We start from the raw sequence: 15,630 nt of genomic DNA, 5'->3' as shown, positions 1-15,630 counted from the left end.
ACGCCTTACTGCGAGGCGCCGGTGGCCGGCAGTGCCCGACGCGCATCGCTCGCGGCGGCGGGTGGCGCGTTGTGCTCGTCGAACTCCCGCTTGTCGCGGATCGCGTTGAAGAGCAGCGTGAAGATCACGAGCAACACGACGACCACGATGAACACCGTAATGCCCAGAGTCGGATTCTTCTTGCGCGGGAGGTCGGGGCGATTCTGGCGAGGGTCGTCGGTCATGGCGGGCGGAGCGGCTCGTTGCGGATTTCGAGATAAAGCCAGCATCGTACCCGGACAGCTTTTCAGTTGGATTGCGAACCGGTCGTCGACATTTCGCCCACCGAACAGCGCGCGTGAAATTCACTGCTGCATCGCTCGCCTTGAAGCGAGTGCGCCTGATTCGCCATACTCAACGCGATTCCATGCGCGTCCGATTCCGGCGAGGGCTTGAAGGGGCAAGACCGGAATACCTAGTGACCGGACGTGTTGCGCCGCCCTCCCCGGGCGGCTTTTTCTTGCGCGCTGCGTTCTTATGCGACGCGGTCAGGCGTCGGCAACGGGCCGCACCGGCAGCGCCGTCGAGTACTTGATCTGTTCCATCGCGAAGCTCGAACTGACATCGTAGAGCGGCACCGCGCGAATAAGCTGTTTATAGACGCGGTCGTAATCGTCGATGTCGGAGACCACCACGCGCAGCAAGTAATCCGTCTCGCCGCTCATCCGGTACACCTCGACCACTTCCGGAATGTCTCTTACGGCGCGCGTGAATTCGTCGGCCCAGCTTTGCGTGTGCTGATTCGTGCGCACCGCGACGAACACCGTCGTGCCGACGCCGAGTTTCTTCGGATCGCACAGCGCCACCTGCGCGCGAATCACGCCGGTCTCCTTAAGACGCTGTACCCGCTTCCAGCATGGCGTCTGCGACAGATTCACCCGCGACGCCAGTTCCGCGATAGGCATGGTCACGTCGGTTTGCAGCAGTTCCAGCAGCTTGCGGTCGATGAGGTCCATTCCCATACTGCACCCCCGATAGGAAAATTTTCTATTTTTGCTTCTCCGGGCGGAATTATATGGAAACCGTTTCCGGATGCAAGCCGGTATAAATTCGTGATCGACATCACCGGCACGCGTCATCATGAAACTCGAACTGGCCACTCAATACAGCGCGCATTTCCCGGCTGACCGGAATGCTGCCGTCAGCCGCCTCTGTCACGAAATCGACGCCGCGCTCGATGCCTCGCTCGATGCCGGCGTGTCGTTCGGCGTGCGCGTGCATGCGGCGCTTTCCCGGGCGATCGAAGACCCGACGCTTCTGCGTGCCGATCAGCGCGCCGGCAGTCCGCAGGGCTACCAGCGTCATCTGCTCGCCGCCGATCCGCTCGGCCGTTACGCGATCGCCGCGCTCGTCTGGGAGCCGGGGCAGTCGAGCCCCGTGCATGCGCATCGGACATGGTGCGGTTATGCGGTCATCGACGGCGCGCTCGCCGAGACCCAGTATCGCTGGGACGCGAACGCGCATCGTGCCATCGAGATGCGCCGTCATCCGCGCGAAGCGGGCGCCGTGTCGTACGCGGACGCGGGACGCGGCGCGATTCATCAGCTCTGCAATCCCGCCGATGCGACGACGCGCGCCGTATCGATCCACATCTACGGCGTGGCCGGCGAGCATATCGCCACGCACGTCAACGATCTTCTCGCCGCCTGAGCGGCCCGGTCGACTCAGCCCTTGCCGGGCTCGGGCGCGGTCGTGATTTGCGGCGGAATCGGCACCGAGAGATCCGTGGCGGGCGGCGCGGGCCGCGGCTCGTGGGATACGTCGACTGCCTTGACGGTCGCCGCCGGGCCGGACTCCGCGTCGGCGAGCGGTGGCTCGTCGTCCAGCCAGATGCGCTTGGCCTTCGCGGCGTGCGCCGCATCGCCCGCGCTGTGCCCGCCGTTCTGCGCCATCTGCACCTGCATCTGCGGCACGGGAATCTCCATGCCCGCTGCGTCCATTTTCCGCTTGATGCGCAAGTTGAACGCGCGCGCGACGCTCCATTGCAGAAGCGGCCGCGTCTTGATCTGGCCTTTCACGACCATCCAGTTCGGATCGAACCGGTCCAGTCCCCACACCTCGACCGGCCCCAGCATCTCGCGCCGGTAGCGCAGATCGTCCATCAACTCGGCGCCGACCTCGCGGATCATCTCCGTCACTTCGTCCACGTCCGCCGAGAACGGCACGCGCACTTCGAACACCGCGTAGGCGAAGTCGCGCGACAGGTTCTTCACCGTCTTGATCTGCGAGAACGGAATGGCGTGGATCGCGCCCTGCCCGTCGCGCAGCCGCACGGTGCGTATGGTCAGGCTCTCGACGATGCCCGCGTGACCGCCTTCCACTTCGATCGAGTCGCCGACCGAAATGGTGTCTTCGATGATGATGAAAAGCCCCGTGATGAGATCCGCCACCAGCGATTGCGCGCCGAAGCCCACCGCGAGACCGATCACGCCCGCGCCGGCGAGCAGCGGCGTCACGTTCAGCCCGAGATTGGCCGCCGTCACGATCGCCGCGACTAAGAAGAGCACGACGAACACGACGTTGCGCAACAGCGGCAGCATGGTGCGCGCCCGCATGCTCGGCCCGCGTCCGCTGCGCCGCGCCGAATCGGGCTTGAGCGCCTCCTGGATGCCCGTGTCGATCAGAATCCACACGAGCCATACGACGAAGAACGTCAGCACGATCATGCCGACCGCGTGCGTGATGCCGCGCGCCGCCACGCTGCGCTCGGCCATCTGCGCGAGCGAGAAGCCCCAGAAGCGCGACGAGACTTCGAGGAACGCGAGCCATATGCCGACGACGATCATCGTGCCGACGAACTTCACGAGCCGCCGCACATACGCCGACTGGCGGCGCGGCCTGCGCGATCTGGGCCGTGAGATGCGGATGACGATGGCCGAGAGGAAGAACGCGACGACGAGCGAGCCGGCCGTGGCGATCGCCATTTGCAGCACGTTCTCGGACGTGCCGATACCCGCGAGCGTCGCGACCACCGACGCGCACGCGAGCAGCAAGAGCGGGAATTGCCACAGCGACGCGACCACCTCGAACGTTTCGGTCGCGGCCTTGCGCGTGTTGCGCTGCTCGTAGGTGCGGCTGCGGATCAGATGCGCGACGGGCCGCTGGAACGCCAGCGCGAAGTACGCCGTGAGTCCGGCCGCGAGCATGTTCGCGAAGGTCGAAATGAGCGCCGACAGATTGGTGCCGAGCTGCTGGGCGACGTCGTAGTTGGCGGCGGCATCGCCGAGCGCGCCGAACGTGCCGATGGCGAACAAGAGCCGCCGCGCGTGAACGATCAGCACGTTCACCGCGACACGCCGGTGCGCCGACCCGAAGAGCGAGAACATGATGAGACAGATCGCCGAGAACACCGCGCCCGCGACGATCGCGTAAGCGGTGACCATCGCGAGTGTGCGGCCGAGCGACTGCGGCATCAGGTGCACGAACGTCAGCGCCGCGACGAACGCGAAGACGTAGGGCGCGACGCGCCGCATCGTGAAGAGAAGCAGTTCGCGCGTGGTCGGATTCGAATGCAGCCCGGCTTCGATGCCATAGCGCCTGTGCACGCGGCGCTGCAGGCTCACGAGCAGGAACGCGCACGCGCCCCAGCCCGCGAGCGTGGCGACGTAATTGAAGAGCGTGCGGCCAAATGGCTCGCGGCTCTGGCTCGTGACGATGGTGAAGAGCTCGTTGCCTGCCGCGTTGAAACGCCCGCTCCAGTACGCGACCGGCGTCTTGCCACGCTTCACGTCCGCTTCGATGCTCGTCAGCGCCGACGCAATTGCGCCGAGCAAACCGGCGTTCTGCGCGATCGCGGCCACCACCGATGACGCGGCGGTGGGCGTGGCGGTCGGCGGCGTGGTCGGCTGCGTCGATGCCGGCTGTCCGGCGGCTGCGGTCGGCGGCGCGATCGCGGCGGCTTCCGCCGCGCGCTTGGCATCGCGCAGCTTCTTCAGTTGCGACACGAGCGCGCTGCGCTGGCGGTCGCTGTCGAGCGTCGAAATGACGGTGTCGAGCGAGCGCACCATCTCGGCATCGGAGGGAATGGACGCGGATGCACCCGACGCCGCGTCCGCCGGCGCCGCTGCCGGCGCGGGCGGCGCGATCAGTTCCTGGAGCGATGGCAGATCGAGCGCCGGGGCGGCTTCTGCGGCGGGGATCGTCAGCAGGAAAAGCGCGGTGAAGATGAGCGTCGTCAGGAACGATATCGCACGGATTCCGGGGATGCCCGCCTGCTGTACGCCGCGCCGCAGCGCGAGAGCGGAGATCCGGGATATCGCGACAAACGCCAGCGCGCCGCGATCCGCGAGCTTGCGTAGTTTCATAACGGTCTCGATTTCCGAAAGACCGCCAGTTTAGCGGCTGACCCGCGCGCGCCGCGCACTGTCGAGGTAACCGAATGTTAAGCGCGCGCCTGCTCGACTGGCCGCTTACTTGTCCATGTCCGTGCGCGTGCCGGCATCGCTCGCCGAGTCGGAACCGGACGCCTGCGTGCCCGACGCACCGCCGTCCTTCGCCGACCACTCCTGCAGCTTGCGGCCCGCCGTTTGCAGTCCCGCGCCGGTTGCGCTCGCGGCATCGGCGATGGCGGCGTTCGTGGCGCTCGCCGCGTTCTGCAGATTCGCGCGCGCCGACGCGGCCACGCTGCTCGCGGACAAGTCCGGCGCCGAGCCGGCGTGATCGAAACTCTGTTGTGCCGACTGCTTCGCCGCGTCGACCTTCTGGCCGACATAGCTCGCCGCCTGATCCAGCTTCTGCGTCGTCTGACTGGCCAGATTGTTGTAGGCATTCGCGGCCTGGCCGGCGGCGGCGTCGTGCTTCTCGCATGCGGCAAGCACGCCGAGCACGGCGAGCGCGAATGCAATGCGCGCGATTGGAGTCATCAAGTAAGTCTTCATGGTGCTGCCTCCTGCTTCATGCCGAGATTCGGGCGCATCCCGAAGCGCGGGCTCATCATACGCCTCGAGTTCCGCAACTCGCGAAACCTTGCATTGCAAGCGAACTGCGGCGACCTGGGCGCGGCGGCCAACGCGCTCACTAGAATGTTTCTTCTACATTTAGGACACTTCTTCTTTCGGCATGGTTCGGTCGGGTCTATATTCGCCGCAGTCTCGCCCCTCCCACCGAAACCCCGCCATGATTTACATGAACCTCGCCATCGCCCTCGTCGCCGGGTTGATGCTCTTCGAACCTTTCACCCGCGCTCCCGTCTCCCGTTTCACCACGCATCGCATGCGCCGCATTCTCGCGAAACGCTCGTACTATCAGGCGGGCGGCGCCTTTTTCGCCGCGCTGGTCGTCGCGACGAGCCAGCCCGCGCCGGAACGCGTATCGCCGCTTCTCGTGATGGGCGTCGCCTCGGCGCTGCTCGCAGCGAGCCTGTACTGGATCGTGCGCGGCAAGCTGTTGCTCCGGCAACGCCGCGTCTTCACCGAACTGCATTGATCTCTCCGCGCGGCGCGTTCTTACGCCGCGCTCGCCCGTGGCGCGAATTCAATAAACACTGCATACCTTTTCGGCGCATATTCGGGCCAAACTGGCCCAAAGCAATCAACGAAAAGCAACCGGCGAAAAAAAAGGCGCCACGTTTCCGTAGCGCCTTAAAAGTTCTAGCCATTCCGAGGGCCGTGCTAGAACCTGAGAGACTGTATTCGAAGCCTGGAGCGGAAAGCGGTCGCGCACGTCGCCCAGTCCTTTCGAAATCGGATTCCATTTTTTCCGGGATCACTGCTCAAGTCAAGCAAAATTTCAGCGTCCGGGCATCTGCCCAACGGTGTCGCCCGGAATCGGTTCCGAGCACATCGTTTTAGCGCGTGCAGCTTATCATCGTGCCTTGCATCGCTTGCAAGCTTCAGGCGTCGTCTGAATGGAATGTTCCACTCAGCGTTCGAAACGATGTTTCACAAAAATAGATGCCCACGATGAGCGACCGGTCCGCGAACCGCATAAAAACGAAAGACAGGGATAGCGACGAAGTCACCGCCCTCGCGCGCGGTCTCGATGTGTTGCGCCGCATTGCCGCTGCGGACGCCCCGGTCAGCAATCGCGAACTGACCGAATGGACCGGCATTCCTAAACCTACTGTGTCGCGGATCACGGCCACGCTCGTCGGCGCGGGATTGCTGCTGCGTCTGCCCGACAGCGAGCGCTTCGTCCTGACCGCGTCGGTGCTGGAACTCAGCAACGGCTTCCTGCGCAACTTCGACATCCGCGCGCGAGCGCGGCCGTTCCTGATCGCGCTCGCCGAACGCACAGGACTCAGCGTGCATCTGGCCGTGCGCGACCGGCTCGAAATGGTCGTCATCGACGCCATCCGGCCGCGCTCTGCCGTGCTCGTCTCGCGGCTCGAAGTAGGCGGCCGAATGGATCTGAGCCGCACGGCCGTCGGGCGCGCGTATCTCTCCGTTCTGTCGGACGCCGACCAGCAGGCGCTGATCGGCAGCCTCCAGACCGCATCCGGCGACGACTGGCCGAGTATCTCCGGCGGCTTGCAGCGCGGTCTCGACGACGCGCGCCGCCGTGGTTTCGCGATTTCGCTCGGGGAATGGCATCACGGCCTCAACGCGGTGGCCGCGGGCTTCGTCGGGCCATCGGAGGAGCGCTATTCGGTCAACTGCGGCGGTGCGGCGCATCAGTGTCCGCACGAGACGCTGATCACGACGGTGGTGCCCGCCCTGCTCGATTGCGTCGCCCGGATCGCGCGCGAGATCGGCGGCACGGCGGGCGCCGCGCCGTCTGCCGGAAGCAATTAAACTTACGCGCTTTGCCGCACGCGTCGGGGGCCTTCCTTATCGCGTGTAACGCTCGTAATCATCCGAAAGAAAGCCCGGTGGACGGGCATCGGCGCGCGACGTAGCATCATGCTTCGCGCGCACCGGGGCCGCGCCGGGACCTCTCGCTCAGGCTCTGTCCAGCCTAGAACGCGCGGGCCCCGCCCGCCGCCTTTCCCCGGCTTTTCCCCGACCGCATCGCGAGATGCCGCCCATCCGCGCCCCCGTACGACAGACTTGGAAAGACCCAGCCACCACACGATGGACGACCGAAAGAATCCCGCCGCCGAGCCGCGCGCGACGCCCGCGCGCCCCGCCGATCCCACTCCGACTGCCCCGCCCGCAAAGCCCGCCGTGCCGCCGCGCCGCCGCCGTGTCGTGCCGCTTGTCGTGGCCGTACTGATCGTCGCGGGAGCCGTCGCGTGGTGGCATCCGTGGAATCGTGGCGGAACGGCGGGCTCGCCGCAGCATGCGAGTCAGGGCGGACGGCGCGGCGGCGCGAACGCGATGAACCAGCCGCAGCCGGTGCACGTGGCGACCGTGTCGCAAGGCGAGATGCCCGTCGTCATCAATGCGCTCGGCACGGTCACGCCGCTCGCGAACGTCACGGTCAAGACGCAGCTCAACGGCACGCTCATGGAAGTGGCGTTCCGCGAAGGCCAGATGGTCAAGAAGGGCGATCTGCTCGCGCAAATCGACCCGCGCCCCTACGAGATTTCGCTGCGCAACGCGCAAGGCACGCTCGCCCGCGATCAGGCGCTGCTGCAAACCGCGCGGCTCGACTTGCAGCGGTATCAGACGCTGCTCTCGCAGGATTCCATCGCCAAGCAGCAGGTGGACACGCAGGCCTCGCTCGTCAAGCAGTACGAAGGCGCGGTAACGTCCGACCAGGCCAACGTCGATACGTACAAGCTCGACCTCGCCTACGCGCGCATTACGGCGCCGGTTTCCGGGCGCGTGGGCTTGCGTCAGGTCGATCCGGGCAACTACGTGACGACGGGCGACACCAACGGCGTCGTCGTCATCACGCAGTTGCAGCCGATCAGCGTGATCTTCACGACCTCCGAGGACAACCTCGCCGCGATCATGAAGCCGCTGCGCGCGGGCGTGAAGATGTCGGCAACGGCCTATGACCGCGCGAACACTACGGCGCTCGAATCCGGCTATCTCGAAACGGTCGACAATCAGATCGACACGGCCACGGGCACCGTGAAGCTGCGCGCCACCTTCGACAACAAGGAAAACCGGCTCTTCCCGAATCAGTTCGTGAACACGAAGCTGCTCGTCGACGTGATCAAGGACGCGATCATCGTGCCGACCTCGGCGGTGCTCAACGGCTCGTCCGGTTCGTTCGTGTACGTCGTGAAGCCGGACAACACGGTGACCGTGCGCAACGTGAAAACCGGCCCGGTCGATGGCGAGCGCACGAGCATCAAGTCCGGCCTGCAAGTGGGCGAGCGCGTGGTGATCGACGGCTCCGACCGCCTGAAGGAAGGCGCGAAGATCACGATTCCCGCCGAACGCGCGAAGGCTGCGTCGGGTGCGTCGGGGGCATCGGGCGCGGCGGCGGATTCGGGCGCATCGGGCGCGCAGCACGGCGGGCATCATCGCCGTCAGCAACAGCAGCAGTGAACCTTAAGCCTCGCGCATGAATCCCTCCCGCATATTTATTCTGCGACCGGTCGGCACGGCGCTGCTGATGGCGGCGATCATGCTCGTCGGCCTCGTCGCGCTGCGCTTTCTGCCGCTGTCCGCGCTGCCCGCCGTCGACTATCCGACTATTCAGGTGCAGACCTTCTACCCCGGCGCGTCGCCGGACGTGATGACCTCCAGCGTCACCGCGCCGCTCGAAAAGCAGTTCGGGCAGATGGCGAGCCTGAACCAGATGTCGTCGCAGAGCTCGGCGGGGGCATCGGTCATCACATTGCAGTTCAGCCTCGACTTGCCGCTCGATATCGCGGAACAGGAAGTGCAGGCCGCCATCAATGCAGCGGGCAATCTGCTGCCGTCCGACCTCCCCGCCCCGCCGATCTACGCGAAAGTGAACCCCGCCGACGCGCCGATCATGACGCTCGCGATCAGTTCGAAGACGCTGCCGCTTACGCAGGTTCAGGATCTGGCGGACACGCGGCTCGGGCAGAAGATTTCGCAGGTCGCGGGCGTGGGCCTCGTGTCGGTGAGCGGCGGCAACCGGCCGGCCGTGCGCATTCAGGCCAATACGCGGGCGCTTGCCTCGTACGGGCTGAATATCGACGATCTGCGCACCACGATCTCGAACCTCAACGTCAACACGCCGAAGGGCAATTTCGACGGCCCGACGCGCGCCTACACCATCAACGCGAACGATCAGCTCACCGACGCCAACGCGTACAAGAGCGCGGTCGTCGCGTACCGCAACGGGCGGCCGGTGATGCTGACGGACGTCGCGACCATCGTGCAGGGACCGGAGAACACGAAGCTCGGCGCGTGGGTCGATTCGACGCCCGCCATCATTCTGAACGTGCAGCGTCAGCCCGGCGCGAACGTGATTCAGGTGGTGGATGGCATCAAGAAGCTGCTGCCGCAGTTGCAGCAGTCGCTGCCGGCCGCGCTCGACGTGCGCGTGGTCACGGACCGCACCACGACCATTCGCGCCTCGGTGCGCGACGTGCAGTTCGAGCTGGCGCTGTCCGTCGTGCTCGTCGTGCTCGTCATTTATCTCTTCCTCGCCAACGTCTACGCGACCATCATTCCGAGCTTGTCGGTGCCGCTCTCGCTCGTCGGCACGCTCGCGGTCATGTACCTGTGCGGCTTCTCGCTCGACAACCTTTCGCTGATGGCGCTCACCATTGCGACAGGCTTCGTCGTGGACGACGCCATCGTGATGATCGAGAACATCGCGCGTTACGTGGAGGAAGGCGAAGCGCCGCTCGAAGCGGCACTGAAAGGCTCGCGGCAGATCGGCTTCACGATCATTTCGCTCACGGTGTCGCTCATCGCGGTGCTGATTCCGCTGCTCTTCATGGGCGACGTCGTCGGGCGGCTCTTCCATGAATTCGCGATCACGCTCGCGGTGACCATCGTCATCTCGGCGATCGTGTCGCTCACGCTCGTGCCGATGATGTGCGCGAAACTGCTGCGCCATACGCCGCCGAAGGACAGCAAGCGGTTCGAGGCGCGGGCGCATCGGTTCATCGACTACGTCATCGGCCGCTATGCGGTGGCGCTCGAATGGGTGCTCGACCGGCAGCGCGCGACGCTCGTGGTCGCGCTCCTTACGCTCGTGCTGACCGGCGTGCTCTACGTGTCCATTCCGAAGGGCTTCTTCCCGACGCAGGACACGGGCGTGATTCAGGCGATCACGCAAGCGCCTCAGGCGGCGTCGTATCAGGCGGTCGCGCAGCAGCAGCAGGCGCTCGCGGCGAAGATTCTGCAGAACCCGGACGTCGAGAGTCTCACCTCGTTCATCGGCGTGGACGGCACGAACATCACGCTCAACAGCGGCCGCATGCTCATCAACCTGAAGCCGCGCGACGACCGCAGCAACACGTCGAGCGAGATCATCCGCTCCATTCAGGACGACGTGGCGGACATTCCGAGCATCAAGCTCTACATGCAGCCGGTGCAGGACTTGACAATCGACTCCACGGTCAGCCCGACGCAGTATCAGTTCATGCTGACGGACCCGAATCCGGCCGAGTTCGCGCAATGGGTGCCGAAGCTCGTCGACCGGCTGCAACACACGTCGATTCTCACGGATGTCGCGACCGATCTTCAGCAGAACGGCCAATCGGTGTACGTGGAAATCGACCGCGAAACGGCGGCGCGCTTCGGCATCACGCCCGCGACGGTGGACAACGCGCTCTACGACGCGTTCGGCCAGCGCATCATTTCGACGATCTTCACGCAGTCGAACCAGTACCGCGTGATTCTGGAAAGCGAGCCGACCGACGCGCACTACAGCGAGACGCTCAACGGCATCTATCTGCCCTCTTCCACCGCGACCAACGGACAGGTGCCGCTCTCGGCCATCGCCAAGTTCCACGAACGCGCCGCGCCCTTGCTCGTGACGCACCTCGGGCAGTTCCCGGCGACCACAGTCTCGTTCAACCTCGCGAAGGGCGCGTCGCTCGGCGCGGCGGTGAAGGCGATCGAAGAGGCGAAGAACGAGATCGGCTTGCCGGCCTCGTTCCAGATTCGCTATCAGGGCGCGGCGCTCGCATTCCAGGCGTCGCTGTCCAACGAACTGTTCCTGATTCTCGCGGCCATCGTCACGATGTATATCGTGCTCGGCGTGTTGTACGAGAGCTTCATCCATCCGATCACCATTCTCTCGACGCTGCCCTCGGCCGGCGTCGGCGCGCTGCTCTCGCTGATGATTACCGGTCACGACCTGGACATCATCGGGATCATCGGCATCGTGCTTCTGATCGGTATCGTGAAGAAGAACGCGATCATGATGATCGACTTCGCGCTCGAAGCCGAACGCGAACAAGGCAAGCCGCCGCGCGAGGCCATCTTTCAGGCGTGTCTGTTGCGCTTCCGGCCGATTCTCATGACGACCATGGCCGCGCTGCTCGGCGCGCTGCCGCTGATGCTCGGCTGGGGCGCGGGCTCCGAGTTGCGACATCCGCTCGGCATCGCGATCGTCGGCGGGTTGATCGTGTCGCAACTGCTCACGCTTTTCACGACGCCCGTGATCTACCTCGGCTTCGATTCGCTCGGCCGCAAGCTGCGCGCGCGCTTCGGCGGCGACGGCATGAGCGCGGCGCGTGCGGCCGGCGACGTGGAGTAACGCATGAACCTGTCGCGCCTTTTCATCGACCGGCCTGTGGCGACGACGCTGCTGGCCGTCGGCATCGCGCTCGCCGGCATGTTCGCGTTCGTGAAGCTGCCGGTCGCGCCGCTGCCGCAGGTCGATTTCCCGACCATCTCGGTGCAGGCGTCGCTGCCGGGCGCGAGCCCGGAGACCGTGGCGACGAGCGTCGCGAGTCCGCTGGAGCGGCATCTGGGCAGCATCGCGGACGTGAGCGAAATGACGTCGATGAGTTCGGTCGGCAGCACGCGCATCACGCTGCAATTCGGCCTGAACCGCGATATCGACGGCGCCGCGCGCGACGTGCAAGCCGCGATCAACGCCGCCCGCGCCGATCTGCCGACGTCGCTGCGCAGCAATCCGACGTACCACAAGGTCAATCCCGCCGACGCGCCGATTCTCGTGCTCGCGCTGTCGTCGCCCACGCGCACGGCGGGCTCGCTCTACGATTCCGCCGCAACCGTCTTGCAACAGACGCTTTCGACGGTGCCGGGCGTCGGCGAAGTCGACGTGAGCGGCTCGGCGAATCCGGCGGTGCGCGTGGAACTGGAGCCGGGCGCGCTCTTTCACTACGGCATCGGGCTGGAGGACGTGCGGGCGGCGCTCGCGTCGGCGAACGCGAACAGCCCGAAAGGCGCGATCGAGTTTCAGGGCACGCACGTCCAGCTCTACACCAACGATCAGGCGAGCAAGGCCGCGCAATACAAGGACCTCGTGATCGCGTATCGCAACGGCTCGGCGGTGAAGCTCTCGGACGTCGGCGAAGTGGTCGATTCGGTCGAGGACCTGCGCAATCTCGGCCTCATCAACAACAAGCACGCGGTGCTCGTCATTCTGTACCGGCAGCCGGGCGCGAACATCATCGAGACGATCGATCGCGTGAAGGCGATGGTGCCGCAACTGCAGGCCGCCCTGCCCGCCGACGTCGAGATCACGCCGACCGCCGACCGCTCGACCACCATCCGCTCGTCGCTGCACGACACCGAGCTCACGCTCGTGATAGCGGTCGCGCTCGTCGTGATGGTCGTGTTCCTGTTCCTGCGCAACTGGCGCGCGACGCTGATACCGAGCGTCGCGGTGCCGATCTCGATCATCGGCACGTTCGCGGCGATGTACCTGCTCGGCTTCTCGCTCGACAATCTCTCGCTGATGGCGCTCACCATCGCGACGGGCTTCGTGGTCGACGACGCCATCGTCGTCCTCGAAAACATCGCGCGGCATGTCGAAAAAGGCGTGCCGCGCATGCAGGCCGCGATCATCGGCGCGCGGGAAGTCGGCTTCACGGTGCTGTCCATCAGCGTGTCGCTCGTGGCCGTGTTCCTGCCGATCCTGCTGATGGGCGGCATCGTCGGGCGGCTGTTCCGCGAATTTGCGCTGACGCTCTCGCTCGCCATCGCGGTGTCGCTCGTCGTGTCGCTCACCGTCACGCCGATGATGTGCTCGCGCCTGCTCGAAGAAACGCACGAAAAGCGCGAGGAAGGACGCGTCGCGCGCTGGCTCGAACGGCAATTCGAGCGCATGCAGCGCGGTTACGCGCGCACGCTCGGCTGGGCGCTCGGGCATCCGCGCACTATCCTGCTGATTTTGCTCGCGACCATCGGCCTCAACTTTTATCTGTACGTGATCGTGCCGAAGGGTTTCTTCCCGCAGCAGGACACGGGGCGCATCATCGGCGGCATTCAGGCGGACCAGAGCACGTCGTTTCAGGCGATGAAGGTCAAGTTCTCGGAGATGATGCGGATCGTCGAAGCCGATCCCGCCGTGGATAGCGTCGCGGGTTTCACGGGCGGACGTTCGACCAATTCGGGCTTCATGTTCATTTCGCTCAAGCCGAAGAGCGAGCGCAAGGTTTCGGCGGACCAGGTTATCAACCGCCTGCGCCGCCCGCTCGCCAGTGTCGCGGGGGCGCGCACGTTCCTTCAGGCGGTGCAGGACATTCGCGTGGGCGGCCGGCAGTCGAACGCGCAGTATCAGTTCACGTTGCTCTCGGACACGACCTCGGACCTGTACACATGGGCGCCGAAGATCACCGAGGCGCTGCAACACCGCCCCGAGTTGACCGACGTGAATTCGGATCAGCAGCAAGGCGGCCTCGAAGCGATGGTGACGTTCGACCGCGCGACCGCTGCACGTCTGAACATCAAGCCCGCGCAGATCGACAACACGCTCTACGACGCGTTCGGCCAGCGGCAGGTCTCGACCATCTACAACCCGCTGTCGCAGTATCACGTCGTCATGGAAGTCGCGCCGAAGTACTGGCAAGACCCGGAAATGCTGAAGCAGATCTACATCAGCACGTCGGGCGGCACGGCGAGCGGCGCGGCATCGACCAATTCCACGAGCACATCCAGCGCGACGAGCACGGCATCCACATCCGCGACGGGTTCGACCGGCGCGGGCGGATCGTCGACCAGCACGGCCGACACCACCGCCGCGCTCGCGCTCGAATCCGTGCGCAATTCCGCGACCAACGCCATTGCGGCGAGCGGCAAGTCGGGATCGTCGTCGGGCGCGGCGGTGTCCACGTCGAAGGAAACGATGGTCCCGCTATCGTCCATCGCGAAGTTCGGGCCGGGCAACACGCCGCTTTCGGTAAATCATCAGAGCCAGTTCGTCGCCTCGACCATTTCGTTCAACTTGCCGCCGGGCAAGTCGCTCTCGGAAGCCACCGCCGCGATCTACGAAACGATGGCCGAGCTGGGCGTGCCGCCGACCATTCACGGCAGCTTTCAGGGCACGGCGCAGGCATTCCAGCAATCGCTCAACGACCAGCCGCTGCTCATTCTCGCGGCGCTCGCGGCGGTGTATATCGTGCTCGGCATCCTGTACGAGAGCTACATCCACCCGATCACCATTCTTTCGACGCTGCCGTCCGCCGGCATCGGTGCGCTGCTCGCGCTGCTGCTCTTTCACACGGAGTTCAGCATCATCGCGCTGATCGCGGTCATTCTGCTGATCGGCATCGTGAAGAAGAACGCGATCATGATGGTGGACTTCGCGATCGAAGCGACGCGCCAAGGCGCGAAGAGCTCGCGCGATGCGATCGAGGAAGCGTGCCTGCTGCGCTTTCGCCCGATCATGATGACGACCGCCGCCGCCCTGCTCGGCGCGCTGCCGCTCGCGTTCGGCACGGGCGAAGGCTCGGAGATGCGCGCGCCGCTCGGCATCGCGATTGTCGGCGGCCTGATCGTGAGTCAGATGCTGACGCTCTACACCACGCCTGTCGTCTATCTGTACATGGACCGCATCCGCTTGCGCGGGGAAGCGCGGCGGGCGCGTCGCAAGGGCGGCGCGAGTCCTGCAAGCGCGGTCGAATGAAGTTACGCTGGCATGGGCCGCGAAAATGGCCTACGGTGTTCTGACCGTCCACGCAAGGAGCGTCTCGAATGAAGGCGATGAAAGTCCTGCTGATCGGCGCGCACGGCCGCACGGGCCGCCATCTCGCGCGGCGTTTGCATGAAGAAGGCATTCCCTTTCGCGCGCTGTTGCGCAAGTCCGCGCACAAGAGCGAGTTCGCCGCGCTCGGCGCGGAGATCGTGCTCGGCGATCTGACACACGACTTCTCGCATGCGCTGGACGACATCACGCACGTCGTCTATGCGGCGGGTTCGGCGGAATCGGAAGGCGTGAGCGAGGAACGCGACATCGACCGCGACGCCGTGATGCGCACCGCCGATTACGCGAAGCGCCGCCGCGTGCGGCAACTGGTTGTGGTGAGCGCGTTGTCGGCGTATCAGCCGCAGCGCAGTCCGCTCGCGCTGCGCCACTACTCACGCATGAAGCGCGAAGCCGACGATTACGTCGCCCGCCGCGGCGTGCCGTACGCGATCCTGCGGCCGGGGCCGCTTTCGGATGCGCCGGGGCGCGGGACGATCGCGCTCGCCGACGAACGCGTCGAACAGATGCCGGCGGTGTCGCGCGAAGACGTCGCGGAAGTGGCGATGCGCTGCCTGCTGCTCGGCGTGACGAATCGCACGATCGGCTTCGTCGGCGGCGACGTGCCTATCGACGATGCGCTCGATGCGCCCGCTGCCGCTACCGCGTAAG

Annotated in this window: 11 protein-coding genes; 7 read left to right on the top strand and 4 right to left on the bottom strand. The window is 65.5% G+C overall.

The window, feature by feature from the left end:
- Window positions 1–5: 5 nt before the first annotated feature.
- Entirely contained in the window at window positions 6–224 is a 219-nt protein-coding gene (locus LDZ26_RS04315) for a hypothetical protein (protein ID WP_244848317.1), read from the bottom strand.
- A gap of 303 nt (window positions 225–527) precedes the next feature.
- Window positions 528–995, bottom strand: a complete 468-nt coding sequence (locus tag LDZ26_RS04310) for an Lrp/AsnC family transcriptional regulator (RefSeq protein WP_244848316.1) — start codon at window positions 993–995, stop codon at window positions 528–530.
- A gap of 124 nt (window positions 996–1,119) precedes the next feature.
- Here LDZ26_RS04310 and LDZ26_RS04305 point away from each other — a divergent pair, with 124 nt between their 5' ends.
- On the top strand, window positions 1,120–1,689 hold the full coding sequence (locus tag LDZ26_RS04305; RefSeq protein WP_244848315.1) for a cysteine dioxygenase family protein: 570 nt from the start codon (window positions 1,120–1,122) through the stop codon (window positions 1,687–1,689).
- 14 nt (window positions 1,690–1,703) lie between these two features.
- On the opposite strand, the gene LDZ26_RS04300 is transcribed toward LDZ26_RS04305, so the two are convergent.
- Both LDZ26_RS04300 and LDZ26_RS04295 read right to left on the bottom strand, forming a co-directional pair.
- Window positions 1,704–4,343: a mechanosensitive ion channel family protein gene (locus LDZ26_RS04300; protein ID WP_244848314.1), complete on the bottom strand. Its 2,640-nt coding sequence runs from the start codon at window positions 4,341–4,343 to the stop codon at window positions 1,704–1,706.
- Window positions 4,344–4,448: 105 nt separating this feature from the next.
- Entirely contained in the window at window positions 4,449–4,916 is a 468-nt protein-coding gene (locus LDZ26_RS04295; protein WP_244848313.1) for a hypothetical protein, read from the bottom strand.
- A 238-nt stretch (window positions 4,917–5,154) separates the two neighbouring features.
- Between LDZ26_RS04295 and LDZ26_RS04290 the strand changes: the two genes are divergently transcribed.
- The 6 genes from LDZ26_RS04290 (at window position 5,155) to LDZ26_RS04265 (ending at window position 15,629) form a co-directional block, all read left to right on the top strand.
- Entirely contained in the window at window positions 5,155–5,463 is a 309-nt protein-coding gene (locus LDZ26_RS04290) for a hypothetical protein (RefSeq protein WP_206467890.1), read from the top strand.
- 467 nt (window positions 5,464–5,930) lie between these two features.
- Window positions 5,931–6,770, top strand: a complete 840-nt coding sequence (locus LDZ26_RS04285; protein WP_370650644.1) for an IclR family transcriptional regulator — start codon at window positions 5,931–5,933, stop codon at window positions 6,768–6,770.
- 279 nt (window positions 6,771–7,049) lie between these two features.
- Entirely contained in the window at window positions 7,050–8,420 is a 1,371-nt protein-coding gene (locus LDZ26_RS04280; RefSeq protein ID WP_244848311.1) for an MdtA/MuxA family multidrug efflux RND transporter periplasmic adaptor subunit, read from the top strand.
- Window positions 8,421–8,436: 16 nt separating this feature from the next.
- Complete coding sequence (locus LDZ26_RS04275) at window positions 8,437–11,562, top strand: MdtB/MuxB family multidrug efflux RND transporter permease subunit (protein ID WP_244848310.1); 3,126 nt, start codon at window positions 8,437–8,439, stop codon at window positions 11,560–11,562.
- 3 nt (window positions 11,563–11,565) lie between these two features.
- A complete protein-coding gene (locus LDZ26_RS04270) occupies window positions 11,566–14,901 on the top strand; it encodes an efflux RND transporter permease subunit (RefSeq protein WP_244848309.1) in 3,336 nt (1,111 codons plus the stop codon).
- Between the two features lie 68 nt (window positions 14,902–14,969).
- On the top strand, window positions 14,970–15,629 hold the full coding sequence (locus LDZ26_RS04265) for an SDR family oxidoreductase (RefSeq protein ID WP_244848308.1): 660 nt from the start codon (window positions 14,970–14,972) through the stop codon (window positions 15,627–15,629).
- Window position 15,630: the final 1 nt, after the last annotated feature.

The organism is Caballeronia sp. SL2Y3 (assembly GCF_022879575.1).
Classification (GTDB): domain Bacteria; phylum Pseudomonadota; class Gammaproteobacteria; order Burkholderiales; family Burkholderiaceae; genus Caballeronia.
Note: the sequence above shows the minus strand (reverse complement) of the source record. Positions and strands in the feature narration are given on the sequence as shown.

Coding starts and splice junctions, on each gene's coding strand:
- LDZ26_RS04275 (WP_244848310.1), top strand. CDS start 8,437: ATGAATCCCTCCCGCATATTTATTCTGCGACCGGTCGGCACGGCGCTG.
- LDZ26_RS04305 (WP_244848315.1), top strand. CDS start 1,120: ATGAAACTCGAACTGGCCACTCAATACAGCGCGCATTTCCCGGCTGAC.
- LDZ26_RS04310 (WP_244848316.1), bottom strand. CDS start 995: ATGGACCTCATCGACCGCAAGCTGCTGGAACTGCTGCAAACCGACGTG.
- LDZ26_RS04295 (WP_244848313.1), bottom strand. CDS start 4,916: ATGAAGACTTACTTGATGACTCCAATCGCGCGCATTGCATTCGCGCTC.
- LDZ26_RS04280 (WP_244848311.1), top strand. CDS start 7,050: ATGGACGACCGAAAGAATCCCGCCGCCGAGCCGCGCGCGACGCCCGCG.
- LDZ26_RS04300 (WP_244848314.1), bottom strand. CDS start 4,343: ATGAAACTACGCAAGCTCGCGGATCGCGGCGCGCTGGCGTTTGTCGCG.
- LDZ26_RS04285 (WP_370650644.1), top strand. CDS start 5,931: ATGCCCACGATGAGCGACCGGTCCGCGAACCGCATAAAAACGAAAGAC.
- LDZ26_RS04290 (WP_206467890.1), top strand. CDS start 5,155: ATGATTTACATGAACCTCGCCATCGCCCTCGTCGCCGGGTTGATGCTC.
- LDZ26_RS04265 (WP_244848308.1), top strand. CDS start 14,970: ATGAAGGCGATGAAAGTCCTGCTGATCGGCGCGCACGGCCGCACGGGC.
- LDZ26_RS04315 (WP_244848317.1), bottom strand. CDS start 224: ATGACCGACGACCCTCGCCAGAATCGCCCCGACCTCCCGCGCAAGAAG.
- LDZ26_RS04270 (WP_244848309.1), top strand. CDS start 11,566: ATGAACCTGTCGCGCCTTTTCATCGACCGGCCTGTGGCGACGACGCTG.